A 25,202-nucleotide genomic window follows, 5' to 3' on the forward strand; every position below is an offset into this window, starting at 1 on the left:
GGCCGCTGGGTTGACGGGCCGGTGATGAGGGGCGTGACGGGCAGGTCAGACGGCGGGGACGTCGGCCGCCAGGCCCGCCCCCGCGAGCAGCGCCCGCAGCGGCGCGGTGTCGGGGGTGTCCCCGCAGGCGGCGTCGAGGGCCGCGTCGAAACCGTCGGCGAAGCCGTCCGGCAGGCGGAGTTCGGCCGGTCCGGCCCAGGAGAGCTCCCAGCCGGCCAGGCCGGCCTCGGCCAGGGCGACGACGGCGGCGTGCGCCAGCTCCTCGCGCAGCATCGGGCGGGCGAACTCCCGGGCGGCCCGGCCGGTGGCCGCGGCGGCCTGTTCGCTCTTGGGCAGCCGGTCGGTGAACTCCCAGGCGCGGCCGGCGTCGATGCCGTCGAGCAGGCCGTGCGCGGTGGGCGGCAGGCCGAGTCCGGCGAGTGCCTGGCGGGCCGGGGTGCCGGCCTCCCGGGCGCGGGACAGCATCGACGCGCGGACCAGCTCGGGCCAGTCGACCCGCTGCTTGCCGGAGGCCTCCGGGATCAGCGAGGCGACCTCCAGCTCGGCGAGCGCCCGCTCGGCTTCGCGCAGCAGCGCCAGCGCGGGGCCGGCGGCGCCGGGGCCGCGGCCGTCGTCGGGCAGCGCCTCGATCGCGGCGACCCGCAGGTGGATCGGCGGGTGGGAGTCGTACGGGTCGGGCTCCTGCTCGGGCAGGTCGAGCGCGTGCTCGGCGAGTTCCGCGCGGCGCTCGGGGTCGCTCAGCAGGTGGTGCAGGCCGCCGTAGACCTGGCCGGGCGGCGGGAGCAGGCCGGCGTCCCAGCCGATGGTGGCGTAGCGGTTGAGGTAGAAGTTCTGGGCGGCGTCCAGCGCCGGGATCCGGCGCAGGGCCGCGGCGGTGGCGTCCCGGCCGGCGAGCTGGGCGGCGACCCGGTCGGCCGCGTACTCCTGGCGGCGGCCGACGGCCTCGGAGACCCGGAAGTAGAGCTTGGCGTAGCCGGTGAAGATCCCGGCAAGGGCGCGGTCGACGCCGCCGCCGGCCTGCTCGTCGGAGGGCTTGCGTCCCTTGGCCAGCCGCTTCTCGGCCTTGGCGGCGAGCTTGGCGCTCTCCTGGGCCTGGTGCCGGTCCGCGCGGTGGTGGAGTCCGCCGACGGTGTGCAGGACGGCGCGGCGGCCGGCGACGGTGACGGCGGCGAGCTTGACGTCCCGGTTGCTGTAGTGGCCGAACTCGTGCGCCAGCACGGACTCCAGCTCGCCCTCGCTGAGGCCGATCAGCAGCGGGGCGCCGATGACGAGGTGGCGCTTGCCGGGGATCAGGCCGAGCAGCCTGGTCTCCTCCATGACGCCCGCGTTGACCTCGGGCACCAGGCGGATCTCGGCCGGGCCGCGGACGCCGGTGCGCTCGGAGATCCGGTCGACCATGGCCCAGAGCTCGGGCTGCCGCTCGCGGGTCAGCAGTACGCCGGGCAGCTCGCCGTCGCCCTTGCGACGGCGGGTCAGGAACACCACCCGGGCGACGGGGTAGCCGACGGCGGCGCTGAGCGCCCAGAGCTTGAGCAGCCCGGGGCGGAACTCGCCGGACGCCTGGTACAGGGCGACGTCGAGGGCGATCAGGCCCACGAGGATGCCGAGGGCGAGCAGGTAGAAGCCGATGAGCAGGGCCACGGCCGTGACGGCTCTGGTGGATGTGCTCATGGCGGTGGAACGCTGGGGCGCGCCCATGCGGTGGTCCTCCCCCTGGGCGCGACGGCGTGAGCGGCGCGCGGTTGTTGCATGGTGAACGGGTGTGCGACGAGTGAGGATCGTAGCGGTCCCCGGGCGGCCCGCGCACCGGGGTAAGCCGCCCCCTGCCCCCGCTCCCACCTGCGGGTTCGTCACCGTTTCCGATTCGTGCGGGCTTGCCGGGATTCGGCCCGTCAGCGGCCGCTCGCGGCCAGCGCCTCCCGGACGGTCAGCAGGCAGGGGTCGCAGTACCGGTCCGGTACCTGGGTGCTGTCGGTGTCGCCGGGCGGCACCACGCGCTGGGACGGTTCGAGGAACCGCCCGCACAGCGACGCCGACGCGTCGTCCTTCGCCACCACGTGCCACACCACGGCGGGCGGCGACACCGCCGGGTCCTGCTCGGCCCACATCTCGTACACGGCGACCTCCACGGGCTCGGGGCTCGGTCACCCCATGCAACCCCGGGACCCTCCGGTCGGCCACCGGGCCGGGCCCGGTGGGATGGCCGCCGCGCGCGGGCCGACGGCCGCGAGGGGCGGCAACGACCGGCCCCGGAGTGGCGGATAGCCCCAGGGGTATCCTGCCGGGATGCCTTCACCAGATGCCGGGGCCGCCCCCCGGTCCGCGCCGGGCGACGACCCGGCGGTCGTGCTGTCGGGCTACGGCCCGGTCGGCCGCGCCTATGCCGAGCGCCTGCTGACGGAGGGGGACGGGCTCGCCCGCGACCACGGCGTCCGGCCGAGGCTCGCGGCCGTACGGGTCGGCTCGGCGGAGGTGGAGCCGAGCGACGGCGGGCCGGTCCCGCCGCGCGCCGAGTGGGGCCCGCTGGGCTCCCTGGCACGGACCCTCGACCGGACCGGCGCGCGGGTGCTGGTGCAGGCGCTCCCGTCCTCCCCGCAGGCCCGGCAACAGGCCGCCGAGGAGGCCGCGCTGGCCCTGCGGCGCGGCGTCCACGTCGTCACCGCCACCAAGAGCCACCTGCTCAGCCACTGGAGTGAACTCGGCGAGGCCGCCCGGGCGGGCGGCAGCCTGATCAGGATCTCCGGGGCCACCGGCGCCGCCCTCCCGGCGGCGGACCTGGCACGCACGGGGGTGCGCGGGCTCGGCTGCCGCTCGGTCCGGGCCTGCCCCAACGGGACGGCCACCTTCGTGCTCGACCGCCTGGCGGAGGGCGACCCCCTCGACCGGGCGGTCGCCGAGGCCCAGCGCCGCGGCATCGCCGAGGCCGACCCCTCCGCCGACCTCTCGGGCGGCGACGCGGCCACCAAGGTGCGGCTGCTCGCGGCCCTGCTGTGGGGCTGGGAGCCGTCGGCGGTACGGGTCAGCACGGAGGCGGTGGACGGGCGGACGGGCGCGGCGGCGGTGGCCGCGGCGGCCGAGGGGCGCCGACTGCGGGCCGTGGCGAGCGCCCGCGCGGACCGCCCGCTGCTGGTCGAGGTCCGGCTGGAGCGGACCGAGCCGGGCGACCCGCTGTACGCGCTCACCGGCCCGGAGAAGGCGGTCGTCTACGGCTGCCCCGAGGCTGGCGACATCACGGTGAGCGGCGGCCGGTCCAGCCCGCTCGGCGCGGCGCTCGCGATGCTGCGGGACACTCTTGACGTCACGGCGCCCCGCACGCACGGCTTCGGCTGAGCCGCGCGGGAGCCTCGGCACAGGTGGCGATCGTGGAGGCGGAGTGGGCACCGATCCAGCGGGCCGGCGGCAGGCCGACCGGACGGCCGACCGGACGGCCGGGCAGGGCGGTGGCGGCGCGGGTATGCGGCCGTGGCGCTTCGTGGTGTGGTTCGGCATCGTCAGCCTGCTCGCGGACTTCGTCTACGAGGGCGCCCGTTCCATCACCGGCCCGCTGCTGGCCTCGCTCGGCGCCTCGGCGACGCTGGTCGGCGTGGTGACCGGCGCGGGCGAGGCGGCGGCGCTCGTCCCGCGGCTGCTGTCCGGGCCGCTCGCCGACCGCACCGGGCGGTACTGGGGGCTGGCGATCGGCGGCTACGCGCTCACCGTCGCGTCCGTCCCGCTGCTCGGCGTGGCGGGCTCGCTCGGGGCGGCCTGCACCCTGGTGATCGCCGAGCGGGTCGGCAAGGCGGTCCGCTCACCGGCCAAGGACACCCTGCTCTCGCACGCCACCGCCGCCACCGGCCGGGGCCGGGGCTTCGCCGTCCACGAGGCCCTCGACCAGGTCGGCGCGGTCATCGGGCCGCTCACCGTCGCGGCCGTGCTCGCGGTCACCGGCGGCTACGGGCCCGCGCTCGGCGTCCTGGTCGTCCCGGGCGCGGCCGCCCTCGGCCTGCTGTGGTGGCTGCGCACCCGGGTGCCCGACCCGGGCCGCTACGAGTCCGCGTCAGGGTCCGCGTCAGAGGCCGCACGTGAGCCCGCGCCGGCCGCCCCGGCGCCCGGACGGCAGCCGCTGCCCCGCGCGTTCTGGGTGTACGCGGCGTTCACCACGGCGACCATGACCGGCTTCACCACCTACGGGGTGCTCTCCTTCCACCTCATCCGGCACCACCTGCTCACCGCCTCCGCCGTCCCGGTGCTGTACGCCGGGACGATGCTCGCCGGCGCGCTGGCCAGCCTGGTCACCGGCTGGCTGTACGACCGGGTCGGCCCGCGCACCCTGGTGGCGCTGCCGGTGCTGGCCGCGGCGGTGCCGGCGCTGGGCTTCGCCGACGCGGTGGCGCCCGCGGTGGCCGGCGCGCTGGTGTGGGGCGCCGCGCTGGGCGTCCAGGAGTCGACCCTGCGGGCGATGGTCGCCGACCTCGTCCCCGCGCCGCGCCGGGCGACCGCCTACGGGGTTTTCGCGGCCGTCGTCGGCGTCGCGACCCTGGCCGGCGGGGCGCTCACCGGCGCGCTCTACGCGGTGTCCGTCCCGGCGCTGGTGGCCACCGTGATCGCCGTCCAGGCCGCCGCCCTGGTGCTGCTCGCCACGGTCCGCCCGGGGCGCGTCCGTCCGTCCCGGGGCTGAGTCACGCCGGGGTGACGGCCTGGGGGAAGGTGAAGAGGCCGTCCGGGTCGTAGGCGCGTTTCACCCGCCGCAGCCGGTCGAGGTTGCCGCCGTAGTACGCCTGCGCCCAGTCGGCGAGCCGCGGGTCGGGGTAGTTCTGGTACGCCTCGCCGCTCGCGTACGGGCGCATGGCGGTCCAGACCTCCTGCAGCCAGGCCTGCGACTGCTCCACCCCCGGCCCCGAACCAGCGCCGGGGGACGGGTAGTTGGCGATGTACTGGGCCGCGAACAGGGCACTGCGGTGGACGAAGGCGGTGTCCCCGGGGGCCACCCGGTTCACCGCGCCGCCCAGGGCGTCGAAGGCGACCGAGGCGCTCCCGCCCTGCGGCGCGGCCTGTGCGTACTGGTCGACGGCGGCCACCAGCGCCGCGATCCCGGCCGTGCCGATCGGCCTGGTGTAGAAGTCGGAGCGGGCCGCGTACGAGACCCTGGTCAGCCGGCCCTCCGGGCTCTGCCCGGGCAGGCCGCCCGGCAGGTGGGCGGCCGCCTCCGACCAGCCGGCCACCCCGCCCATCTCCTTCATGGTGTCCAGGAACGGCGCGGTGTGCAGCGAGGCGGTGGCCGGGGCGACGGCCAACCGGTCGACCAGGTCGGCGAGTTCGCTCTGCGGGCCGAGGAAGTTGACGGTGCCGGTGAGACGCAGCCGGCCGTCCGGCCAGGTGTCCAGGTGCAGGTTCGCCCAGAGCTGGTCCGGCGCGCCCGCCACCCAGCTCTGCCAGGCCGCGACGACGGACGCGGCGGCGGACCACGGCCAGGACAGGAAGGCGTACGCGCAGGTCACCGCAGGGTGGGTGCGGAAGGTGAGGGAGGTGACCACCCCGAAGTTGCCGCCGCCACCGCCGCGCAGTGCCCAGAACAGCTCGGGGTCGGCGCCGGCGTCCACCCGCCGGATCCGCCCGTCCGCCGTCACGACCTCCGCGCCCGTGAGGCTGTCGCAGGTCAGCCCGTACGCGCGGCAGGTGACGCCGATGCCGCCGCCCAGGGCCAGCCCGGCCACGCCCACGCTCGGGCAGGAGCCGGCCGGGACGGTCACGCCCTCGGCCGCCAGCCCCGCGTACACGTCGATCAGCCGCGCGCCGGCCCCGACCGTCGCCGCGCCGCCCGCACCGCTGACCGCCGCCATCGACCCGACGTCCAGCACCATCCCGCTGCCCGAGGACCAGCCCGCGTAGCTGTGCCCGCCGCTGCGCAGCGCGACCGGGACGGCGTACCGCCGGGCGAAGGCGAGGCAGGTCGAGATGTCCTGGGCGGTGGCCGGGTAGACGATCCCGGCGGGGCGGAGGCCGTCGAACTGCGGCTGGTAGAGCCGGCTCGCGTCCTGGTAGCGGCCGTCCTGCGGGCCGATGACGGTGCCGCCGAGGTCCTTCGCCAGCGCGGCCCAGTCGGCCGGGCCGGCCGGGGTGGGGCTCGCCGTGCCCGGCCGGGCCGAGGGCGTGCCCGGGGTGCCCGGGGTGCCCGGGGTGCCCGTGGTGGCCGACGGGTCCGGGGAGGGCTTCGGCTCCGGCCCGCCGCAGGCCGCGAGCAGGGCCGCGAGGGGCGCGGCGAGGGGTGCGGTGGCGAGCCGCAGCACCCGTCTCCGGTCCGGTCCCGCCGGGAGGTTCGGCGTCGCTCCGCTGTCGCTCATGCCCGCCCCTCATTCCTGGACGCCGTCGGCGCCGCCGCCCGTGGCCGCACGGTACCCGCCGGCCCCGTGATCGAGTGCCGACTTGCCACAACCATGGGGCGGTCGGCGGCGCGCACCGGGAACCGGGGGAGCCGGGGGAGCGAGGGGGGCAGTACGGGCATGCGACCGACGGTCGCACCCCGCGCCCGCCCGGCGGCCCCGGCTCGCGGGCCCTCACCCGGATGACCGCACACCGCGCTCCCGAGCTCCCGAGGCCCGCGCGCCCGCGTCCGGTCAGCTCCCCGCCGCGACCTCCGCCACCGCCCGGCGGGTGGCCGGGTCCGCCGGGTGGCGGGCGACCAGGTGCAGGTCCGGGTCCTCGGCGGCGATCAGCTTGGCCTGGCGGAAGGTCAGGAGCCCGAGCCGCGGGTGGTCGAAGCGCTTGAGCGCCGGGTTGAAGCCCGCCACGTCGTGGCGCTCCCAGCGGGCCGGGAAGCCGGGGTCGGCGGCCGAGACGTCCGCGACGAGCTCGGCGAAGCGCGGGTCGCCGGGGTGGCGGTCGGCGGAGGCGCGGAACTGGGCCAGCACCGCCCAGGACTCGGCCTCCCAGTTCTTCAGGAGACTGCGCATCGGCGGCCAGCCGAAGTAGAGCCAGATCATGTTCCGCCGCTGGACCGGGAGTTGGTCCAGTCCGTCGTACAGGGCGGCCTCGCTCTCGTTGTGCGCGAGGATGTCCCAGTGCCGGTCCAGCAGGAAGGCCGGGTTGGGGCTGAGGGCGGCGACGGTGGCCCGCAGGTGGTCGCCGACCGCCGGACAGCCGTCGGCCGCCGGGTGCGGGGTCGCGTCGCCCTCGCCCGCCAGGTCGAAGACGTGCCGCCGCTCGGCCCCGGTCAGCCGCAGGGTGGTGGCCAACGCGTCGAGGACCTGGGTCGAGGCGGTGATCGGGCGCCCCTGCTCCAGCCACGAGTACCAGGACACGCTGACGCCGGACAGCAGCGCCACCTCCTCGCGGCGCAGCCCGGGGGTCCGGCGTCTGGGCCCGCTGGTGAGGCCGACCTCACCCGGGGTCAGGCGTTCCCGCCGCGAGCGCAGGAAGGTGCCGAGAGCCGTACGGCGCTGGGTTTCACGATCGTTCATGGTGGGTCCCAGGGTAGGGTCCGGCCGCCGGGCGTCCGAAAACGGCCCCAGCCTGTTACCCCCACTCCCAGGATGATCCGTCAGCGCCTGGCGGCCGGAACGGCCTTGGAGCGCCCCGAGGATGGGACGCATGACTCAGATCGTCCGCACCGCCGCCCCGCCGGTCGACCGGCCCGACGCCAGGGTGCCCTTCCCGGTCACGGCCGCCGCGTTCACCGCCAACTTCGACCGCTTCGCCATCGGCCCGGTCCTGGTCACCGTCGCGGCCGCGCTGCACGTCCCGCTGGCCTCGGCGGTGACCGTGGCGGGCGGCTACGCGCTCGCCTACGGACTGTCCCAACCGGTCTGGGGCGTGCTCTCCGACCGGATCGGACGCCTGCGGGTGATCCGGACGGCCCTGACCGTGGCCGCGGTGGCCGGACTGGCCTCGGCCGCGGCGCCGAACCTGACGGTGCTCGCCGTCCTGCGCATCGTGGCCGGCTTCGCGTTCGGCGCGGTGGTCCCGTCCTCGCTGAGCTTCGTCGGCGACGCGGTGGCCCCGGAGCGGCGCCAGGCCGCGCTCGCCGACCTGATGGCGGCGCTCGGACTCGGCAGCGGACTGGCCGCCCTGTTCGCCGGGGTGGTCGCCGACTGGCTGGACTGGCGGCTGGTGTTCGTGGTGCCGGCGCTCGTCGCCGCGGTGGCCGCACTCGGGCTGCGCCGCGCCGTCGAACCGGAGCGCGCCCCCGCCGGCAGCCTGGGTGCCCAGCTCGGCGCGGTGCTGCGCAGCCCGTTCGCGTACGTGGTCACCGTGCTCGGCCTGGTCGAGGGCGCCGTGCTGCTCGCCGGGCTGACCTTCGTCGCGCCCGCGCTGCAGCACCGCGGCCTGTCCGACGCCGCGGCCGGGGCGATCACCGCCCTGTACGGCGCGGGGGCGCTGGTGTTCGCCCGTGCCGTCAAGGCCCTGACCCGGCGCCTGCCGGCGCACGGGCTGGCCGCGATCGGCGGTGCCCTCGTGCTGGTCGGCTACACCGCCGCGGCCCTGGTGCCCGGGGTGTGGACGTACGCGCTGGTCGTGACGCTGCTCGGCGCGGGCTGGGCGTTCCTCCACTCGACGCTCCAGGCGTGGGCCACCTCTGTGGTGCCCGAGGCGCGCGGGACGGCCGTCTCCTGCTTCGTCGCCGCGCTGTTCGTCGGCAGCGCCCTCGGCACCGCCCTGGGCGCCGACGCGGCCGGGCAGGGGCGGTTCGAGGCGCTCTTCGGGGTGATCGCCGTCGCCACCGTGCCGCTCACGGCGGCGGTGGTCCTCGGGCGGCGCCGCTTCACCGCCAGGGGCTGAGCGCCGTCCGCCGGCACACCTGGTTGCCGTCGCCGCGGCGCGGTGCCTGAATGGACCGGGGGCGGATGTCCCCAGGTGAGGAGCGGGAGCATGCCGAAGGTCCGGGCGAACGGCGTCGACCTCCACTACGAGCTGACGGGCGCGGGCGAGCCGCTCGTCCTGGTGCACGGCTCCTGGGCCGACCACGCCAACTGGGACCAGGTCCGGCCGGCCCTCGCCGAGCGGTACCGCGTCCTGGTCTACGACCGGCGCGGGCACAGCCGGAGCGAGCGCCCGCCCGGGCCCGGCTCCCGGACGGAGGACGAGGACGACCTCGCCGCCCTGGTGGAGGCCCTTGACCTGGCTCCGGCGCACATCGCGGGCAACTCCTTCGGCGCCTCGACGGCGCTGGGCCTGGCGGTGCGCCGCCCCGAGCTGTTCCGCACCGTCATCGCCCACGAGCCCCCGCTGATGGCGATCGTGCCGCCGGAACCGGACCTGCTGCCGGTGATGCGGGCGGTCGAGGGGCGGATCGACTCCGTGCTCGCGCACCTGCGCGCGGGCGAGTCGCGCGAGGGCGCGCGGCAGTTCGTGGACGAGGTCGCCTTCGGGCCGGGGGCCTGGGACCGGCTGCCGCCCGAACTGCGGGACACCCTCGTCGCCAACGCCCCCACCTTCCTCGACGAACAGCAGGACCCGGGCTGGCCGCTGCTGGACCTCGCCGGGCTGTCCGCCCACCCGGGCCCCGCCCTGCTGACCGTGGGGACGCAGAGCCCGCCCTGGTTCCCCGCCATCGTCGCCCGGCTCGCGCGGGCGCTGCCCCGGGCGCAGGTCCGGACCCTGGCCGGGGCCGGCCACACGCCCCACGTCACCCACCCGGCCGAGTACGTGCGGACCGTGAGCGTCTTCATCGAGACGCACCGCTGAGAAGCACCGCCGAGACGCACCACTGAGAAGCACCGCCGAGACGCACCACTGAGAAGCACCGCTGACCGACGGCACCGGTCAGTCCGCCTTGCCCGCCAGCCACTCGGCCAGCACAGCGGCCTGGCTGTGGTCCACGTCCCTGGTGGCCGTCAGCAGGGTGAGCGGGTCGTGGGCGGCGAGCTCGCGCAGGTGGTCGACGGCCTCCCGGTGCCCGGCGTCGCGCAGCTCGGCGAGGTAGCGGCGGCGGAACTCGGCGAACCGCTCCGGGTCGTGGCCGTACCACTGGCGCAGCCCGGTCGAGGGGGCGACGTCGCGCAGCCACTCGTCCAGGTGCGCGTCCGCCTTCTTCACGCCGCGCGGCCAGACCCGGTCGACGAGCACCCGCTGGCCGTCCCGGGGCGAGGAGTCCTCGTAGATCCTGCGGTAGCTGATCCGTTCGGCCATCTCGGGTCCTCCCGGGGTCGGCGGGACGGGTGGTCGTCGGCCACCCCCGGTCGTCGGCTACCCCCAGTAGCCGACGTGCACCGCGGAGGCCTCCTCGAAGAGGTACGGCCCCGACACCTCCACCGTGCTGCCGCCCGCCGCGAAGACCGCGCGGCACGGCAGGTCCAGCACCGGCTCGTCCGGGTCCACGCCCGCGATGGCGTTCAGCTCGGTCGCGGCGAGCGCGTAGACGACCCGGCGGATGCCGCTCCAGTGGATCGCCCCGGCGCACATCGCGCACGGCTCGGTGCTCGAGTACAGGGTGGCGTCGGCGAGTTGGTGCGGGGCCAGGGTGCGGGAGGCCTGCCGGACCAGGTTGATCTCCGCGTGGGCGGTCACGTCGTGGTCGGTCAGGACGCTGTTCTCCGCGGTCAGCAGGACCTTCCCGTCGGGGCCGGTGAGCAGCGCGCCGAAGGGGTGGTTGCCGTGCGCCCGGGCGGAGGCGCCCAGTTCGATGGCGGCGAGCAGGTGCTCGGGGGAGTGGTCGGCCATGTCGGGTCTCCTCGGGCGGTGCGAAGGGGGACGGAGGGGGCGGGAGGACGAACCTGCGCCCGCCCGCCGGGCGGGATCGTAGCCGCCCGCCTCCGGGGCCCCTCGACCAGTCTCACCCCGCAGGCGCCGGGCCGCCCCGGCACCGGCGGGGCGACCGGCCCGGGGTGCCCTACGAGGCCGCCGGGGTGGCGAGGCGCCGGAGCTCCTTCTTGTCCGGCTTGCCGGTGTCGGTGAGGGGCAGCGCGTCCGTGAAGTCGATGACGTCGGGCACGTACATCTCGCCGCGGCCGTCCCGGACCATGGTCCGCAGCTCCTGCGCCGTCACGCCCGCCCCGGGGGCGGGCACCACGGTGGCGTGGACGCGTTCGTGGCCGCCCTCCCCGCGCACCCCGTAGACGGCGCACTGCCGTACGCCCGGGTGGGTGTGGAGGAAGTCCTCGAGTTCGGTGGTGTACACGTGGCCGCCGACGACGGCGATCATGTCCTTGATCCGGTCGACGACGGCGAGGTAGCCGTGCTCGTCGAGCCGGCCGAGGTCGCCGGTGTGCACCCAGCCGTCCCGCAGGACCTCGGCGGTCAGCTCCGGGTTGCGCCAGTAGCCCTCCATCGCGTTCTCGGAGCGGACGCAGATCTCCCCGACCTGCCCGACCGGGAGCGCGCGGCCGGCCTCGTCGCGGATCTCCACCTCGACGCCGGGGAGCACCTGGCCGGCCGTGCGCAGCAGGTCGGGGCGGTCCGGGTCGTGCTCGGCGGCGGGCAGCACGCTGACGATGCCGGCCTCGAACTGGCCGTAGGCCTGCTGGAAGACCCGGCCGAAGCGGCGGACCGCCTCGGCGATGCGCACCGGCGAGGAGGGTGTGCCGCCGTAGGTGATCTGCCGCAGGCTGGAGAGGTCGGTGGACGCCGCGTCGGGGTGGTCCAGCACCTGGTAGAGCAGCGGGGGCAGCAGGAAGACGTCGGTGATGCGCTCACGGGCGACGGTGGCCAGCACCTCGCCGGGGTCGAACGCGTAGTGCAGGACCACCGTGCCGCCGCCGGCGAGGGTGCCGTCGGCGACGAACCCGGCCGCGTGCGACAGCGGCGTGCACACCAGGTCCCGCCGCCGCTCCCCGGTGATCAGGACGCCGAGCCAGTTGCCCTGCATCCGGGCGAAGGTGCTGCGGATGCCCTTGGGGTGGCCGGTGGTGCCGCCGGAGTGGCGGATGAAGCACAGGTCCTCCGGCCGGGCGGCACTGGCCAGCGGAGCGTCGGACTGGCCCGCGGCCAGCGCCAGGAGGTCCTCGCCCAGCTCCGGCGCCGCCGCACCGGTCTCGCCGGCCTCACCGGCCTCACCGAGGACGAGGACGTGCTTGACGGGCACCGCCGCGGCGAGGGCCGTGGCGCGCTCCGCGAGGCGGGGGTCGACGATGAAGGCGTAGGTCTCGACGTCGGCCATGATCCGGGCCTGGACGTCGGTGCCCAGGCGGATGTACAGGTGGTTGAAGTGCGCCCCCAGCAGGTTGACGGCGTAGCGCACCGCGACGGTCTCCGGGACGTTCCCGCACAGCAGGGTCACCGTGCGGCCCCGCTCCACGCCCCGCTCCCGCAGGGCCCGGGCCAGCCGGTACACCATGGACCGGAACTCCGCGGCCCCGAGCCGCCGTTCGCCGCTGACCAGCACCTCCTGCCCCGGCTCCTCCGACAGTCCGTCAAGGACGATCTCCACGTAGTTGCGGAACTCGCGGTCGCCGCCGTGATCGGCGGAGTCGGCCGGGCGCGCCTCGGACGTGCTCATCGCTGCTGGTCTCCCTGTGGATCGGACGCACGCCGACGCCCCGGAACCGGTGCGCCTCGTGCACGGAGGGCTGACTGTCCTCCTTCAACTACCCAGCCCGGTACGGTTCCTACCGGTGGTGCAGAACGGGCTGCCCGGCCCCGGCAGTCGGCTGTCGGGGCCGGGCCGAGGTCAGTTCGCGACGCTGAAGTCGCCGCCGACCGGGGCGGCGATCTTGTCGGCGCCGGTGAGCGCGGTGAGCGAGGTCACCGGGGTGCTGCTGTCCGTGGTGGTGCCGTTGGCCAGCTGGCCGGAGCCGTTGGCACCCCAGGAGCGCACGGTGTTGTCGCCGAGCAGGGTGATGGTGTGCTCGCGGCCGCCGGCCACCAGCTGCACGCCGGTCAGGCCAGGGACGGAGACGGGGGTGATCCGGTAGTCGGTGGTGCCGTCGCCGATCTGGCCGGAGGTGTTCTGGCCCCAGGCCTTGAGCTTGTTGTCGCTGTCGGTGACGGCCAGGCTGTGGTTGGCGCCCGCCGCGATCTGCGAGACCCCGCCGAGCCAGATGCCCTGGGTGTCGACCGGGGTGAAGCGGCTGATGGTGCTGTTGTCGCCGAGCTGGCCGGTGGCGTTGTAGCCCCAGGCCTTCACCGCGTTGCCGCCGACGGGCTTGGTCGAACCGCTCGGCGCTCCGACCAGGGCGAGGTTGTGGTTGGCGCCGGCCGCGATCAGGGTGACTCCGGTCAGGTCGACCACCTGGGACGGGATGTTGCGACTGGCCGAACTGCCGTCGCCCAGCTGGCCGTTGATGTTGTAGCCCCAGGCCCAGACGGTGCCGTCCTCACGCAGCGCGAGGCTGTGGTTGAGGCCGCCCGCGATCGCGATCACCTTGTTGAGGCCCTCGACCCGCACCGGCACGCTGCTGTCCATGTTGGTGCCGTTGCCGAGCTGCCCGTAGTTGTTCTTCCCCCAGGCCACCACGGTCTGGTCGGCCAGCAGCGCGAGGCTGTGCGAGCCACCTGCGGCGATGTCGGTGGCGTTGGAGAGGTTCACCACCTGGCCGGGCGCGTTGTGACTGAACACCGAACCGTCGCCCAGCTGGCCGGAGCCGTTGGTGCCCCAGGACTGGACCGTACGGTCGGTCAGCAGCGCCAGGCCGTGGCCGTTGGTCGGGCCGGCACCGCCCGCGGCGATCTTCACCACCTCGGCGCTGGTCAGCCCCAGCACGGTGGTGGCAGTGGTGCGGAAGTCCGTCCAGGTGCCGTCGCCCAGTTGCCCCGCGCGGTTGTTGCCCCAGGACTTGAGCCGCTTCTCCATGGTTCTGTCTCCTCATCGGATGTGCTGACTGTCGCGAGGGCGTGGAGAGACAGGCCTGACCGGCCGACCACCCCCTCCCGCGAGCTCCCGCACGCATCATCGGTGACGGTCGGCCGGGACGGGGTTCCGGAGTTCGATCTTCACTCGAACGGGTGGCCTTCCGGCATTTCCGTACGCCTCAGCGCTTCGTGATGTGTGGGTCGCCGTGGTCGCGCAGTTCGGTGAGGACGGCCCAGGCCACCGAGACCACCGGGACGGCGACCACCGCGCCGAGGACGCCGGCCAGGACGGCGCCGCCGATGACCGACAGGGCGATCGCCACCGGGTGGATCCGTACCGACCAGCCGAGCACCAGGGGGTGCAGCAGGTGGCCTTCGATCTGGCCGATCACCACGATCAGGGCGAGCACCAGCAGCGCGACCACCGGCCCGCGGGCGGCCAGTGCGACCAGCGCGGCGATCGCCAGGGCGATCGGGGAGCCGATCAGCGGGACCAGCGCCGCCACGAACTCCAGCACCATCAGCGGCAGCACCAGCGGCACCCGCAGGATCGCCAGCGCGATGCCCACCAGCGCCGCGTTGACCGCCGAGACGATCAGCACCCCGCGGGTGTACCCGGCGAAGGTGCGCCAGGCGGCCTGCCCGGCCCGGCTCCAGGCGGGGCGGGCCCCGGCGGGCAGCTGGCGCTGCGCCCAGCCCCACATCCGGTCGCCGGAGTGCAGGAAGAACACCGAGCAGAACAGCGCCAGGGCCAGCCCGGTGACCAGCTCGACGGCCCGGCCCGCGCCGCTGAGCGCGGTGGTCAGCAGGGCCGAGCGGTGCGCCGAGACGAAGGCGCCGACCTTCGCCCGCAGGTCGGTGACGGTGCCCGCGCGCAGGTGGAAGGGGGCGCCGGTGAGCCAGTGGTCGATCCGGCCGAGGCCGCCGCGCAGCTCGTCGCCGATCCGGTTCCACTCGTCGGCGACGTTCGTCCCGACCAGGGCCAGGATCCCGCCGACGACCGCGACCGCGCAGAGGAAGGCCACCAGTACGGCCAGTGCGCGGGGCAGCCTCCGGGCCAGCAGGTCGACCAGCGGGCGCAGCACCGAGGTGATCACCAGCGCCAGGAACAGCGCGATCACCGGTACCTCCAACTGGCCGAGCACCCCGACGGCCAGGTAGGCGGCCACCCCGAGCAGCCCCAGCCGCCACGCGTACCCGGCGGCGGTGCGCAGCCCGGCCGGGACGTGCTCCGCGGGCGCCGCGGGCCGCGCCCGGCGCACCGCCACCCGGGGCGGGCGGCTGCCGAGCGGCCGGGGGCGCCGGCCCGGCCCGGGGCGGCTCACGGCGGGCTCAGCCGGGGGTCTGGTGCGGGTCGGCTCATGGGGACTGCCTCCTCCGTCCTCGGCCTGTTCCCAGCGTCTCCCGGGACCCCGGACCCGCACACCTCGGCGGGCGCCGGAGCAGGGGGCGGGCTGCGGCCGTTAGCCGTAGTTCGTGGTGAGCCGGGCCGCGTAGGCGGTCGGGACCGTGCCGCGGAAGACCGGTGGGAGGAGGAACTCCAGGGCTTCCGTGACGTCCTGGAACGGTCCGAACCCGTCGTGCCAGGCCCGCAGGGCGGCGCGGTCCGGGAAGCCCTGGAAGACCGCCACCTCCGGGCCGCGGTCGGCCCAGCAGCCCCAGCGGCCGGACGGTCCGGTGACGGTGATGACGTCGGCCGCGACGGCGAGCGAGCCCGCGAAGTCGTCGTTCGGCTCGAACCCGATGGCGGCCCAGTAGTCGTCCTCGCTGCCCTCGACGGGCAGCGACACCGAGGGGTGGACGCCGTACTCGGGCAGGTGGTAGCTCTCCGCGTCCGGCCGGAGCACCAGCAGCTCGATCCGGTCGTCGCCGTGCAGCCGGGCCAGCCCCTGGAGCGCGGGCCAGATCTCCGGGCGGATGAAGCGTTCGAAGTCGCAGAACAGGGTGTCCGGCCGGGGCGTGCGGAAGACCTGGTCGGGCAGCTGCGCCGTGAGGTCGAAGACGGTGCCGGCGTGGCGGTGCACGGCCAGGTGTCCGGCGCGGTCGAGCAGGCCGGGGCCGGGTGCGGAGAGTGTCATGGGGGAGTCGAACGGTCCTTTCCGGTGGTCGGTCCGCAGTCGCTCGGTGTCGGCACGCAAGGATCTTGTCAGCAGGTCGGATCCACCGTCCAACGGCTTTCACCGCCCGACGGCCCCCCGCCCGCTGAGGTAGCTGAGGACGGCCAGGACCCGGCGGTGGCCGCTGTCGGCGGGGGAGAGGCCGAGCTTGGTGAAGATGTTGCCGATGTGCTTGTGGACGGCGTTGTCGGTGATCACCAGCCGGGCCGCGATCGTGGTGTTGTCGCGGCCCTCGGCCATCAGGGCGAGGACCTCGCGTTCGCGCGGTGTCAGGGCGGCGATCGGGTCGTGGGCGGGCCGGGTGAGGAGCTGTCCGATCACGTCCGGGTCCATCACGGTGCCGCCGGCGGCGACCCGGCGCAGCGCGTCGGTGAACTCGCTCACCCGGCTCACCCGGTCCTTGAGGAGGTAGCCGATGCCGCCCCGGCCATCGGAGAGCAGCTCCCCGGCGTACTGCCGCTCGACGTACTGGGAGAGCACGAGCACCGGCAGGCCGGGCTGCCGGCGGCGGGCCCGGATGGCGGCGTGGATGCCCTCGTCGCGGAAGGTGGGCGGCAGCCGGACGTCGACGATGGCGACGTCGGGCCGGTGCTCGGCGACGGCGGCCAGGAAGCCCGGAGCGTCCTGGACGATCGCGGCGACGTGGAAACCCTTGGCGGTGAGCAGGAGTTCGAGCCCGCCGGCGAGCAGGACGTTGTCCTCGGCGATCACGACCCGCACGGCACACCCACAGTGATCGTGGTCGGGCCGCCAGCCGGGCTGTGGACATCGACGGTGCCGTCCAGGGCGCGGACCCGGTGGCGGATCCCGGTCAGGCCGGTGCCCAGCGTCTCGTCGGCGCCGCCGACCCCGTCGTCGGTGACCTCGATCGACAGCCGGTCTCCGGTGCGGGCGACCCGGACGGCCGTCCGGGTGGCGCCGCTGTGCTTGGCGGCGTTGGTGAGCGCCTCGGCGACCGTGAAGTACGCGACGGCCTCGACGGCGGCGGGGAGGGGGTCGAGGCTGCCGACGTCGAGGGTGGTGTCGAGCCCGGCATCGGCCCCGAGGGCGGCCAGTGCCCCGGCGAGGCCGCGGTCGGCGAGGATCGGCGGGTAGATCGTCCGGATCACCGCGCGGAGCTCCACCATGGCCTCCTCGGTGGTGCGGTGGGCCTGTGCCAGCAGGGTGGCGACCGTCCCCGGGTCCTCGTCCAGGAGTTCCCGGGCCACGCCCAGCCGCATTGCGATGGCCACCAGCCGGGCCTGGGTGCCGTCGTGCAGGTCGCGCTCGATCCGGCGCAGCTCCGCGCCGTGCGCGGTCATCGCCCCGGCCCGGGTCTCGGTCAGGGTGTCCACCCGCTGCGCCAACTCCTCGGCGGCGGAGGGGGACAGCAGGGCGACGCAGCCCCGGGCGTGCAGGCGCGCCAGCCGGGGGGCCAGCCAGTGGGTCAGGGCGGCGAAGGCGAGCAGCTGCGCCGTCCCCAGGGTCAGCGCGGTGCCCCAGCCGGTCAGCGGAGCACCGGCGGCGAAGCCGCCCGCCCGGGTGCCGGCGGGCAGCGCCCACCACAGCGGCAGCGTGACGGCGGTGGTCAGGGTGTTGCCCGCGCACATCACCGCGACCAGCCCGAACGCCAGGCCGGTCACGGTCCAGGCGCCCAGCCACCCGAGCAGACGCCCGGTGCCGACCCGGACGGGGCCGGAACCGGGCGTGCCCAGCAGGCCGTCGGCGCGGCGGCGGTGCCAGGACGCCCAGGCACGGGCCGCCGCCGGCACGAGGAGGACGGGCAGCGCGGGCAGGGCGAGCGCGGCGGCGACCAGGCTTCCCAGCAGGTAGCCCAGAGCGCGCCAGGTCGCCGAAAGCCGTTCGGCCGCAGGGAGGTTCATCCGCCCAAGTCTGGATCACGGCGAACCGGCCCGGCACTACAGCCCACTACCCTGTTTTCCGACCGGCTCGGGGTACCGACCGGGCGCGGCGGCCGGACCTAGCGTCACCTCCCATGACGAACCCCCTCATCGGCGCCGCCCCACTCATCGGCGCCGCACGACGACGCGGCCGCTCCCTCCGACGGACCCTGGTGTCGGCCGCCGCCCTGGCCGGCGCCCTCGCCACGACCGTGCCCGCTGCGGCGGCGGCCCGGCCGTCCGACGACCGGAGCCTGCTCCGGCGCGACGCCCAGGCGCTCACGGCACTCGGCGTGACGGGCGTGCAGGCCCGGCTGACCACCGCCGACGGCCGGACGGTGACCGCCGTCAGCGGCGTCGCCGACCTGACGACCGGACAGCCGGTGTCGGCGGACGGCCACTTCCGGGCGGCCAGCGTCACCAAGGCCTGCGTGGCCACCGTGGTCCTGCAACTCGTCGGCGACCACCGGCTCTCCCTGGACGACCCGGTCGAACGGTGGCTGCCCGGCCTGGTGTCCGGGAACGGCAACGACGGCCGGGCGATCACCGTCCGCCACCTGCTCCAGCACACCAGCGGCCTCCACGACGACTACCCGGACTTCACCTCGGCGGAGGACTTCCGCCGCCACCGCTACGACACCTCCACGCCCGAGCAGAGCGTCGCCCGGGCGCTGCGCCACCGGCCGGACTTCCGGCCCGGCGAGGGCTGGAGCTACAGCAACACCGGCTACGTCCTGCTCGGCATGATCATCGAGCGGACCACCGGGCGGCCCTGGTACCAGGAGGTGCGGGAGCGGATCGTCCGGCCGCTCGGCCTCGCCCACACCTTCCGGCCCGGGACGTCACCCACGCTGCCCCGTCCGCACGCCCGGACCTACCAGAGCTTCCAGGACGGCGAGGCGCCCGTGGACGTCACCGAGCAGGTCGGTGTGGGCGTCAACGGGGAGGCCGGGCTGGTCTCCACCACCGCCGACCTCGACCGCTTCTTCCGCGCCCTGCTCGGCGGGCGACTGCTGCCGCCCGCCCAGCTGACCCAGATGCGGCGGACCGTCCCCGTCGGTCGGGACTTCGAGGCGCTCATGCCGGGTGCCCGGGACGGGCTGGGGATCTTCTCCCGCCCGCTGTCCTGCGGCGGGGTGTACTGGGGCCACGAGGGCGGTGACGCCGGCTGGATCACCGCCACCGGTGTCACCGCCGACGGCGGGCGCAGCGTCGCGGTCTCGCTGTCGGGCGTCCGCGCCCGGTCCGCGGAGGAGGTCCGGCAGGTGGAGCAGGCGGAGAGCAAGCTGGTCGACGACGCCCTCTGCGCCGCTCCCGACGCGGGCCGGCCCCGGCGCTGAGGGCCCCGCCGCGGGTGGTGGCCGTCGACCGGCCTGCGGTCGACGGCCACCACGAACAGGCCACCACGAACAGGCCACCACGAACAGGCCACCACGAACAGGCCACCACGAACAGGCCACCACGAACAGGCCACCATGAACGGGCCACCATGAACGGGCCACCACGAACGGGCCACCACGAACGGGCCACCACGAACGTGCGGCGCGGTCAGGCGAGTTCGGCCAACAGTGCGCGGCAGCGGCGCTGGAGCGCTTCGTCCTCGGCGAGGCTCGCGAAGAAGCCGCCCCGCTCGGGGCGGGCGAGCTGGGCCAGCAGGACCGGGACGGCGGGCGCGGCGGCCGGGCCCATCCGCTGCAGGGCGGGCACCACGAGTCGCCCGGTGACGGAGTTGCCCTCCCAGGCGGTGAGCAGGACGGGGAGGACCGTCTCCGCCTCGGGCTCGCCGCCGATGGCCCAGATCGCGGCCGCGCCGTGCACGCGCGTCCAGTCGTAGCTGTGGGTGAGCAGCTCGCGCAAGCGTGGCAGGGCGGCCGCGGCAGCCGGGCCGAACTCGGCGAGGACGTCCGCGACGTCATCGCTCGGGGCCTCGTTGTCGTGGAGCAGGTCGAGCAATCGGGGCAGGGCGTCCTCCGCCTCGCCCCCGACGGCCCGGAGCGCGGCCAGCGCGGCGAGCGCCACCTTGCCCTCCGGGCAGTGGGCTGCGAGTTCCCGGATGGTGGGCAGGGCGGGTGCGGCCACCGGTCCGAAGCGCTGCAGGGTCTGCAGCGCCGAGGTGACGGCGGTCCACTCGGCCGCCCGCGCCGCGCTCTCCAGCTTCCCCCGTACGGCGGGCAGCGCCGCCGCCGGGTCCAGCCGGCCCAGGGCGCTCAGCGCCACCTCCAGCTCGGACCACTCCCCGGGCGGGCTCGGCCGGAGGCCGCGGATCCGGGCGGCCAGGCCGGGCAGCAGCTGCCCGGCCGCCCGGGGGAGCAGACCGAGCGCGGGGTAGGCCCGCCAGACGTCCGTCCCGTCCTCCAGGGCGAACCGCAGGCTCGGGACGGCCCGTTCGTCCCCGAGTTCGGCCAGGGCGAGGACGGCCTCCTGGTGGGCGCGGCGCAGCTCCGGGTGACGCGAGGCCCAGGCCCGCGGCCCGTGGGCGGTGACGTACCCGGCGAGCGCCGCGCGGGCCGGCTCCGCGACGGGGTGGCACCGGTGGAGGGCGTGGGCGGCCTCGGCGGACACCTCGGGGTGGGGGTCGTCGAGCTGCTCGGCGACCACGGCGATCAGCGAACCGTAGTCGCCGCGCGTGGAGTTGACGAGGTCGGTGGTCATCCGCAGTGCGTCCAGCCGGGCGCCGGGGTCGGCGCTGCGCAGCTGCTGGAGGAGCAGCGCGCTGCGCTCCGGGGCCCGGAAGCCCAGCACCTGGTGGAAGGTGCGCAGCAGCTTCGTGGTCGGTGCGTGGATCTGCCCGTGGCGGTCCAGTTCGAGGAACGCGGCGAGGACGTACGGCGGGGCGCTGCCCGGTTCGGGGTCGGGCGTCTGGTGGGCGGGGGTGGCGGTCCGCCACCAGTCCGGGTCCGGCTCGACCGGCTCGCCGAGCAGGGCGAGCGCGGCCGGGAGGATCTCCTCGCCGATCAACTCCTGGGCGCAGCGGGCCCGGTGGACGAGTGCGGCGAGCCGGGTGGTGGGGTCGAGCGCCCGGTCGTCGGCGAGCGCGCCGAGCCAGGCGGTGGCCGCCGGTGCCGCCGCGGGCAGGCGCAGGGCGAGCGTGGCCATCGCCTCCGCGACCAACTGCCTCTCGACGGTGCCGGTTTCGGCGGGCAGCCGCTCGCGCAGCAGGCGCGCCGCCCGCTCCGGGTCGTCCACGAGCAGCCCGAGCGCCGGGATCGCGGCCTGCCGCACCAGCCGGTCGTCGTCGGCGGCGAACCGGATGAAGTCCTCGGCCCGTCCGCGCAGGTACGTGGCGGCGCCGTTGTGGCCGCCGTACTCCCAGTCCTCACCCGCCGGGTCGGCCCGCTCGACGGCCACCGTGCCGATGTCGACCAGCAGTTCGATGACCGAGGCCCGCCCGGGGCGTCCGGCGTCGGCGGCCAGCTCGAACAGGAACGGCAGGGTGGCGGTGGTGCAGGCGGTGATGTCGCCCTGGTGGTGGACGGCGCTGTAGTACCGGCGGAGCGCCTCGCCCCGCTCCTCCTCGTCGGCCGACCCCAGCGCGCGCAGCAGCTCGGGCACCTCCTCCGCCGTCCCGTACGCGTGGCGCAGCCGGCTCCAGTCGATCTCGTGCATCCCCTTGAACATGGTCGGCACTCTGCCGCAGACCACTGACAGTCAGGGACTACGATCCGGCCTCGAACCGGCGCCCGCCGCGGGCAGCGGCGTCCGCCCCGCCGAGGCCCGGCCCGTGACGCACGGGTGCCGGGCGCCCGCGGTCCGTCACTCCAGGGGCCGCTGCCCCATGCGCCCGGGACACCGGGTGGACGAGACTGCTGCCATGCGGCCGGTCGCGGGTGAGAAGAGGGCGGTCATGGGTGCGGAGAGCGCGCGGAGCCTCTGGTGGCGGCCCCGGCCCGGGCGGGCGGAACGGCAGCTGGCGACGGCGGGGCTGTGCGCGCTGGTCTGCCTGGCCGCGGGCGGGCTGTGGGCCGGGTACGTGCTGGGCCATCTGGGCACGCCCGGGATCGCCCAGCCGACCCGGCACCTCGCGGTGCTCGGGTACGGGCTGGCCGCCGTCGCCGGCGGGGTGCTGGTGCACGTCCACCGCCCCGGCCTGGAGCTGGGCTGGGTGCTGCTGGCGTACGGGTCCGCGCTGATCCTGCCGCTCGCCGCCGAGACCCCGGTGTGGACGGAGGTGAGCGACCCGCGCTACGTCGGGGCCGTGGTGGTGCTCAAGTCGGTCGGCTACACCGTCAGCGGCACGATCTGGCAGGCGCTGCCGCTCTGGCTGCCGTACGGCCGGCTGACCGACCGCCGGTGGTGGCTCGCCATCGGCGCCGTGGGCCTGTGGATGCTGCCGCAGGCGAGCTACTACGTCTACCAGCCGACCGTGTTCGGCCGCCCCAACCCGCTCGCCGACAGCACCCTCGCCGACTGGCTGCGGCACGTCAACGGCACGCTGCACATCACCCAACTGGTCGTATGGGTCGCCCTGACCGCCCTGGTGGTGCTCGTCCCGCTGGCCCGCACCCGCCGGGTGTCCCGGCGCCGCCGGCAGAACGTGCTGATCGCGATCGCCGTCTACCTGCTCTGGGCCGGCGCCGAGGCCGGCTACTACTTCAACGGCCAGAGCACCGCCTCGTACGCCGCCTACGCGGCCGCCTCCGCCCTGTGGACCGTCACCCTCGCCGCCGTGGTGGTGCGCGACGGTTCCTGGCGGCTGGACCGCTCGGCCCGGCGGGTGCTCGTCGGGCTGCTGGTCGCCGCCGGGCTGGCCGTCGTCTTCGTGCTGCTGGCCGGGGCGCTGTCGACCATGCTGCTGCCCGGCCGGGGCCTCGGCGCGCTGTGCGTGGTCGCCGTGGTCTTCCTGCTCGCCGGCGGTCTGCCCCGGGGCGTGCGCTGGGCGTCCGGCATCGTCGACCGCTGGTACTACGGCTCGCGCGCCCAGCCGTACCAGGTGCTGCGCAGCCTCGCCGGACGGGTCAGCCAGACCGTCGACCCGCAGGACGTGCCCACCGTGCTGTGCGCCACGGTCGGGGACGAACTGCGGCTGCCCGGCGTGGACCTGACCGTCTCCACCCGCGGCGGCGAACGCCGGCTCGCCGCCGTGGGGGAGCACCCCGTCGGCGGCGAGCGCTTCGCCCTGGTCCACCGCGGCAGCGAGATCGGCCGGCTCACCGTCGCCCCGCGCCCCGGCCAGCGCGCGCTCGACGACAGCGACCGCGACATCCTGCGCTCCCTCGCCGACCAGGCCGCGCCCGCCGTCGCCTCGCTCCAGCTGATGGAGGACCTGCGGGCCAGCCGCGAGCAGATCGTCGCCGCCCGCGAGGAGGAGCGCCGCCAGCTGCGCCGCGACATCCACGACGGACTCGGCCCGCTGCTGGCCGGCCTGCGGCTGCGGCTGCAGGGCGCGGCCGCCGTGGACGACCCGGCCCGCTTCGCCCGCGCCCTGGAGGACGTCGCCGACGACCTCGCCACGGCCGTCCGCGAGGTCCGGCGGATCACCGACCGGCTCGGGCCCACCGCGCTCGGCGACTACGGGCTGACCCGGGCGCTGCGCCGACTCGCCGACACCTTCAGCGGCGACGAGCTCACCGTCACCGCCCGGCTCGCCCCGGACCCGCTGCCCGACCTGCCCGCCGCCGTCGAGGTCGCCGTCTACCGGATCACCGCCGAGGCGCTCAACAACGTGCTGCGGCACGCCCGGGCGAGCAGTGCCACGGTGACCGTCCGGGTCGACCCGGGGCGGCTGGAGCTGATCGTCGAGGACGACGGGCAGGGCCCCGGCCGCAGCGACGCGGCGTTCCCGGGGGTGGGGCTGCGGTCGATGAGCGACCGGGCGGCGGAGATCGGCGGCAGCTGCACCGTCGACCCCGCCGTGGGCCTCGGCCGGGGCACCCGGGTGCACGCGGTGCTGCCGCGCAACCCGGCGGCGGGCTGACGGGAGCGGCCGCGGGCCGGGCGGGGGTCAGTCGCAGTTCGGCGGGTTCGGGCACGGGACGTGGCCGTGGCCGTGTCCCTTGCCGTGACCGTGACCGTGGCCGCGGTTCTTGCCGAGACCGTGGCCGTGGCGATGACCGTGAGCGCGGCCCCTGCGCCCCTCCTCGGCGGCCGCCTCGTGCTCGGCACAGGCCTTGCAGCACCGGGCGGCGCGGGCGACCACGACGGCGAAGACGACGACCCCAGCAGCTCCGGCGGCGACGGCCACCGAGTTGACCGATCTGGCGCTCATGGTGTCCTCCGGGACGGATTCCGCAGGCCGGTCGACCCGCCCCTCCATGGCACCGCCACCCCTGACCCATGCGCATGGGGCCACGGTCCCGTCCGAGTCCCGCCACGGCTACGCTCCGTCGTGCCCCCAGGCCGCCAGCGTGGCCGATGCCCACGCCTCGACCCGCTCCGGGAACCCCTCGGCCGGGAACGTCCCGTCCACCGCGACCTGCTCGATCGTCACCGCGAACCCGCCGTGCGGCGCCTCCCGTACGGGCCGGGCCGCCCCACCTGGTGCCGCCTGGCCGGTCACCCGGTGTGAGTTCGCCCGGCGCGCCCGCCCGACCAGCCGCTCGACGGCCGGCAGCCCGCCGTCCAGGTACGCCCGCAGGAACTCCCGGGCCCCCGCCCCGCCGTCCCCGGGCAGCCGGGCCGGATGCTGCAGCAGGAAGCAGGACACCGACACCCCGTGCAAGGGCCCCCACGGCTCCGCCCGCGCGTGATCCAGCGCCAGCAGCCGGTGGAACAGCTCCGGGCACCCCCGTGCACCGCACTCCCCGCAGGTCTCCATCCCGCCTCCCCCTCGACTCCCGTGAACGGCCCCGACGGCCGTCCGCCACAGGGTAGTTGGCCGCCAGAGCAAGGGGGCTGCCGGGCTACGCGCGGAGGGACTTGTTCAGGTACATCGACGAGATGCCGTAGCCGCAGCGCTGGTAGAGGGCGATGGCGGCCTCGTTGCCGCCGAAGACGTTCAGGGCGAGGTCGGTCCAGCCGACACGGACGGCGAGCTGCTCGGCGGCGGCGAGGACGGCCGCGCCGTAGCCCTGGCGGCGGAACTCGGGGAGGACCCGGAGGTGGTAGAGCCAGGCGGAGGTGGCGGCGCCCGCCCCGGCGCGGGGGTCGGGGCCGATCCAGGCGGTGCCGACCGTGCGGCCCGCCTCGTCCTCGGCGACCACCAGGTGGTGGCCGGCGGTGTCCGCGCCGTCCGGGAGGAACCTGGCGGTGCCCTGACGGGTCTGTTCGCGGGCCAGCTCCGCCGGCATCCGCTCGGCGAGCTGCTCGACGGTCTCGGCCTCGCGGATCTCGGTGGCCGACTGGTACTCGGCCGGGGTCATCCGACGCAGGGTCACTCTCCGATCGTCCATGGCACCATCCTCGGCGAGCGGACGGGCCCGGCGAAACCGCTTTTCCGCGGGTATGGCGACGGAGTGGTACCGCGGTACTACGCGGCGTCCGATGATCAGTCCGCAGTGCCACGGATCGGGCCCCGCCGGGCCCTAGCGTGGAACCGTGGGCGGCCGGGAGGGCCCGGCCCCTGAAC

22 protein-coding genes are annotated in these 25,202 nt (G+C 75.9%); 6 read left to right on the forward strand and 16 right to left on the reverse strand.

Features of this window, described 5'->3' with window-relative positions:
* Positions 1-45: 45 nt before the first annotated feature.
* Together ACFVXG_RS28390 and ACFVXG_RS28395 are read right to left on the reverse strand one after the other, a co-directional pair.
* Entirely contained in the window at positions 46-1,671 is a 1,626-nt protein-coding gene (locus tag ACFVXG_RS28390) for a M48 family metalloprotease (RefSeq protein WP_387931281.1), read from the reverse strand.
* A 221-nt stretch (positions 1,672-1,892) separates the two neighbouring features.
* Complete coding sequence (locus ACFVXG_RS28395; protein WP_387931282.1) at positions 1,893-2,117, reverse strand: hypothetical protein; 225 nt, start codon at positions 2,115-2,117, stop codon at positions 1,893-1,895.
* Positions 2,118-2,286: 169 nt separating this feature from the next.
* Between ACFVXG_RS28395 and ACFVXG_RS28400 the strand changes: the two genes are divergently transcribed.
* Together ACFVXG_RS28400 and ACFVXG_RS28405 are read left to right on the forward strand one after the other, a co-directional pair.
* Positions 2,287-3,330 (forward strand): homoserine dehydrogenase, encoded by a 1,044-nt coding sequence (locus tag ACFVXG_RS28400; protein ID WP_387931283.1) that lies wholly within the window; start codon positions 2,287-2,289, stop codon positions 3,328-3,330.
* A 43-nt stretch (positions 3,331-3,373) separates the two neighbouring features.
* On the forward strand, positions 3,374-4,657 hold the full coding sequence (locus ACFVXG_RS28405) for an MFS transporter (protein ID WP_387931284.1): 1,284 nt from the start codon (positions 3,374-3,376) through the stop codon (positions 4,655-4,657).
* A gap of 1 nt (position 4,658) precedes the next feature.
* Here ACFVXG_RS28405 and ACFVXG_RS28410 read toward each other — a convergent pair whose 3' ends face one another.
* Positions 4,659-6,320 (reverse strand): FAD-binding oxidoreductase, encoded by a 1,662-nt coding sequence (locus tag ACFVXG_RS28410; protein WP_387931285.1) that lies wholly within the window; start codon positions 6,318-6,320, stop codon positions 4,659-4,661.
* Positions 6,321-6,593: 273 nt separating this feature from the next.
* The gene (locus ACFVXG_RS28415; RefSeq protein ID WP_387931286.1) at positions 6,594-7,436 is read right to left on the reverse strand and encodes a helix-turn-helix transcriptional regulator; all 843 of its coding nucleotides are present in this window, start codon (positions 7,434-7,436) and stop codon (positions 6,594-6,596) included.
* Between the two features lie 130 nt (positions 7,437-7,566).
* Here ACFVXG_RS28415 and ACFVXG_RS28420 point away from each other — a divergent pair, with 130 nt between their 5' ends.
* Both ACFVXG_RS28420 and ACFVXG_RS28425 read left to right on the forward strand, forming a co-directional pair.
* Positions 7,567-8,754, forward strand: a complete 1,188-nt coding sequence (locus tag ACFVXG_RS28420) for an MFS transporter (RefSeq protein ID WP_387931287.1) — start codon at positions 7,567-7,569, stop codon at positions 8,752-8,754.
* Positions 8,755-8,844: 90 nt separating this feature from the next.
* Positions 8,845-9,660 carry an alpha/beta fold hydrolase gene (locus ACFVXG_RS28425; RefSeq protein WP_387931288.1) on the forward strand — a complete coding sequence of 272 codons (816 nt, stop codon included), beginning with the start codon at positions 8,845-8,847 and terminating at the stop codon, positions 9,658-9,660.
* A gap of 78 nt (positions 9,661-9,738) precedes the next feature.
* Here the strand turns inward: ACFVXG_RS28425 and ACFVXG_RS28430 are convergent, their stop codons facing one another.
* From ACFVXG_RS28430 to ACFVXG_RS28465, 8 genes are all read right to left on the reverse strand, one after another.
* Positions 9,739-10,104, reverse strand: a complete 366-nt coding sequence (locus ACFVXG_RS28430; RefSeq protein WP_387931289.1) for a DUF488 domain-containing protein — start codon at positions 10,102-10,104, stop codon at positions 9,739-9,741.
* A gap of 57 nt (positions 10,105-10,161) precedes the next feature.
* A complete protein-coding gene (locus ACFVXG_RS28435; protein ID WP_387931290.1) occupies positions 10,162-10,635 on the reverse strand; it encodes a nucleoside deaminase in 474 nt (157 codons plus the stop codon).
* A 169-nt stretch (positions 10,636-10,804) separates the two neighbouring features.
* The gene (locus ACFVXG_RS28440; RefSeq protein ID WP_387931291.1) at positions 10,805-12,409 is read right to left on the reverse strand and encodes an AMP-binding protein; all 1,605 of its coding nucleotides are present in this window, start codon (positions 12,407-12,409) and stop codon (positions 10,805-10,807) included.
* 171 nt (positions 12,410-12,580) lie between these two features.
* Positions 12,581-13,702 carry an RCC1 domain-containing protein gene (locus tag ACFVXG_RS28445; RefSeq protein WP_387931292.1) on the reverse strand — a complete coding sequence of 374 codons (1,122 nt, stop codon included), beginning with the start codon at positions 13,700-13,702 and terminating at the stop codon, positions 12,581-12,583.
* Between the two features lie 178 nt (positions 13,703-13,880).
* Entirely contained in the window at positions 13,881-15,026 is a 1,146-nt protein-coding gene (locus ACFVXG_RS28450; RefSeq protein ID WP_387931293.1) for an AI-2E family transporter, read from the reverse strand.
* Between the two features lie 138 nt (positions 15,027-15,164).
* Positions 15,165-15,779 carry a hypothetical protein gene (locus ACFVXG_RS28455; protein ID WP_387931294.1) on the reverse strand — a complete coding sequence of 205 codons (615 nt, stop codon included), beginning with the start codon at positions 15,777-15,779 and terminating at the stop codon, positions 15,165-15,167.
* Between the two features lie 99 nt (positions 15,780-15,878).
* Positions 15,879-16,538: a LuxR C-terminal-related transcriptional regulator gene (locus ACFVXG_RS28460; RefSeq protein WP_387931295.1), complete on the reverse strand. Its 660-nt coding sequence runs from the start codon at positions 16,536-16,538 to the stop codon at positions 15,879-15,881.
* Positions 16,526-17,680: a sensor histidine kinase gene (locus ACFVXG_RS28465; RefSeq protein ID WP_387931296.1), complete on the reverse strand. Its 1,155-nt coding sequence runs from the start codon at positions 17,678-17,680 to the stop codon at positions 16,526-16,528. The genes ACFVXG_RS28460 and ACFVXG_RS28465 overlap by 13 nt, the downstream gene beginning before the upstream one ends.
* A gap of 113 nt (positions 17,681-17,793) precedes the next feature.
* Between ACFVXG_RS28465 and ACFVXG_RS28470 the strand changes: the two genes are divergently transcribed.
* Positions 17,794-19,038 carry a serine hydrolase domain-containing protein gene (locus tag ACFVXG_RS28470; RefSeq protein ID WP_387931297.1) on the forward strand — a complete coding sequence of 415 codons (1,245 nt, stop codon included), beginning with the start codon at positions 17,794-17,796 and terminating at the stop codon, positions 19,036-19,038.
* Positions 19,039-19,246: 208 nt separating this feature from the next.
* Here ACFVXG_RS28470 and ACFVXG_RS28475 read toward each other — a convergent pair whose 3' ends face one another.
* Positions 19,247-21,316: a HEAT repeat domain-containing protein gene (locus ACFVXG_RS28475; protein ID WP_387931298.1), complete on the reverse strand. Its 2,070-nt coding sequence runs from the start codon at positions 21,314-21,316 to the stop codon at positions 19,247-19,249.
* A 226-nt stretch (positions 21,317-21,542) separates the two neighbouring features.
* Between ACFVXG_RS28475 and ACFVXG_RS28480 the strand changes: the two genes are divergently transcribed.
* On the forward strand, positions 21,543-23,612 hold the full coding sequence (locus tag ACFVXG_RS28480; protein ID WP_387931299.1) for a sensor histidine kinase: 2,070 nt from the start codon (positions 21,543-21,545) through the stop codon (positions 23,610-23,612).
* Between the two features lie 27 nt (positions 23,613-23,639).
* Here ACFVXG_RS28480 and ACFVXG_RS28485 read toward each other — a convergent pair whose 3' ends face one another.
* The 3 genes from ACFVXG_RS28485 to ACFVXG_RS28495 all read right to left on the reverse strand — a co-directional run bounded on the left by ACFVXG_RS28485 (position 23,640) and on the right by ACFVXG_RS28495 (position 25,026).
* On the reverse strand, positions 23,640-23,903 hold the full coding sequence (locus ACFVXG_RS28485) for a hypothetical protein (protein ID WP_387931300.1): 264 nt from the start codon (positions 23,901-23,903) through the stop codon (positions 23,640-23,642).
* Between the two features lie 108 nt (positions 23,904-24,011).
* Positions 24,012-24,452: a DUF5946 family protein gene (locus ACFVXG_RS28490; protein ID WP_387931301.1), complete on the reverse strand. Its 441-nt coding sequence runs from the start codon at positions 24,450-24,452 to the stop codon at positions 24,012-24,014.
* An 85-nt stretch (positions 24,453-24,537) separates the two neighbouring features.
* Positions 24,538-25,026, reverse strand: a complete 489-nt coding sequence (locus ACFVXG_RS28495; RefSeq protein ID WP_387931302.1) for a GNAT family N-acetyltransferase — start codon at positions 25,024-25,026, stop codon at positions 24,538-24,540.
* Between the last annotated feature and the right edge of the window lie 176 nt (positions 25,027-25,202).

This window comes from Kitasatospora sp. NPDC058162, assembly GCF_042884005.1.
Classification (GTDB): Bacteria; Actinomycetota; Actinomycetes; order Streptomycetales; family Streptomycetaceae; genus Kitasatospora.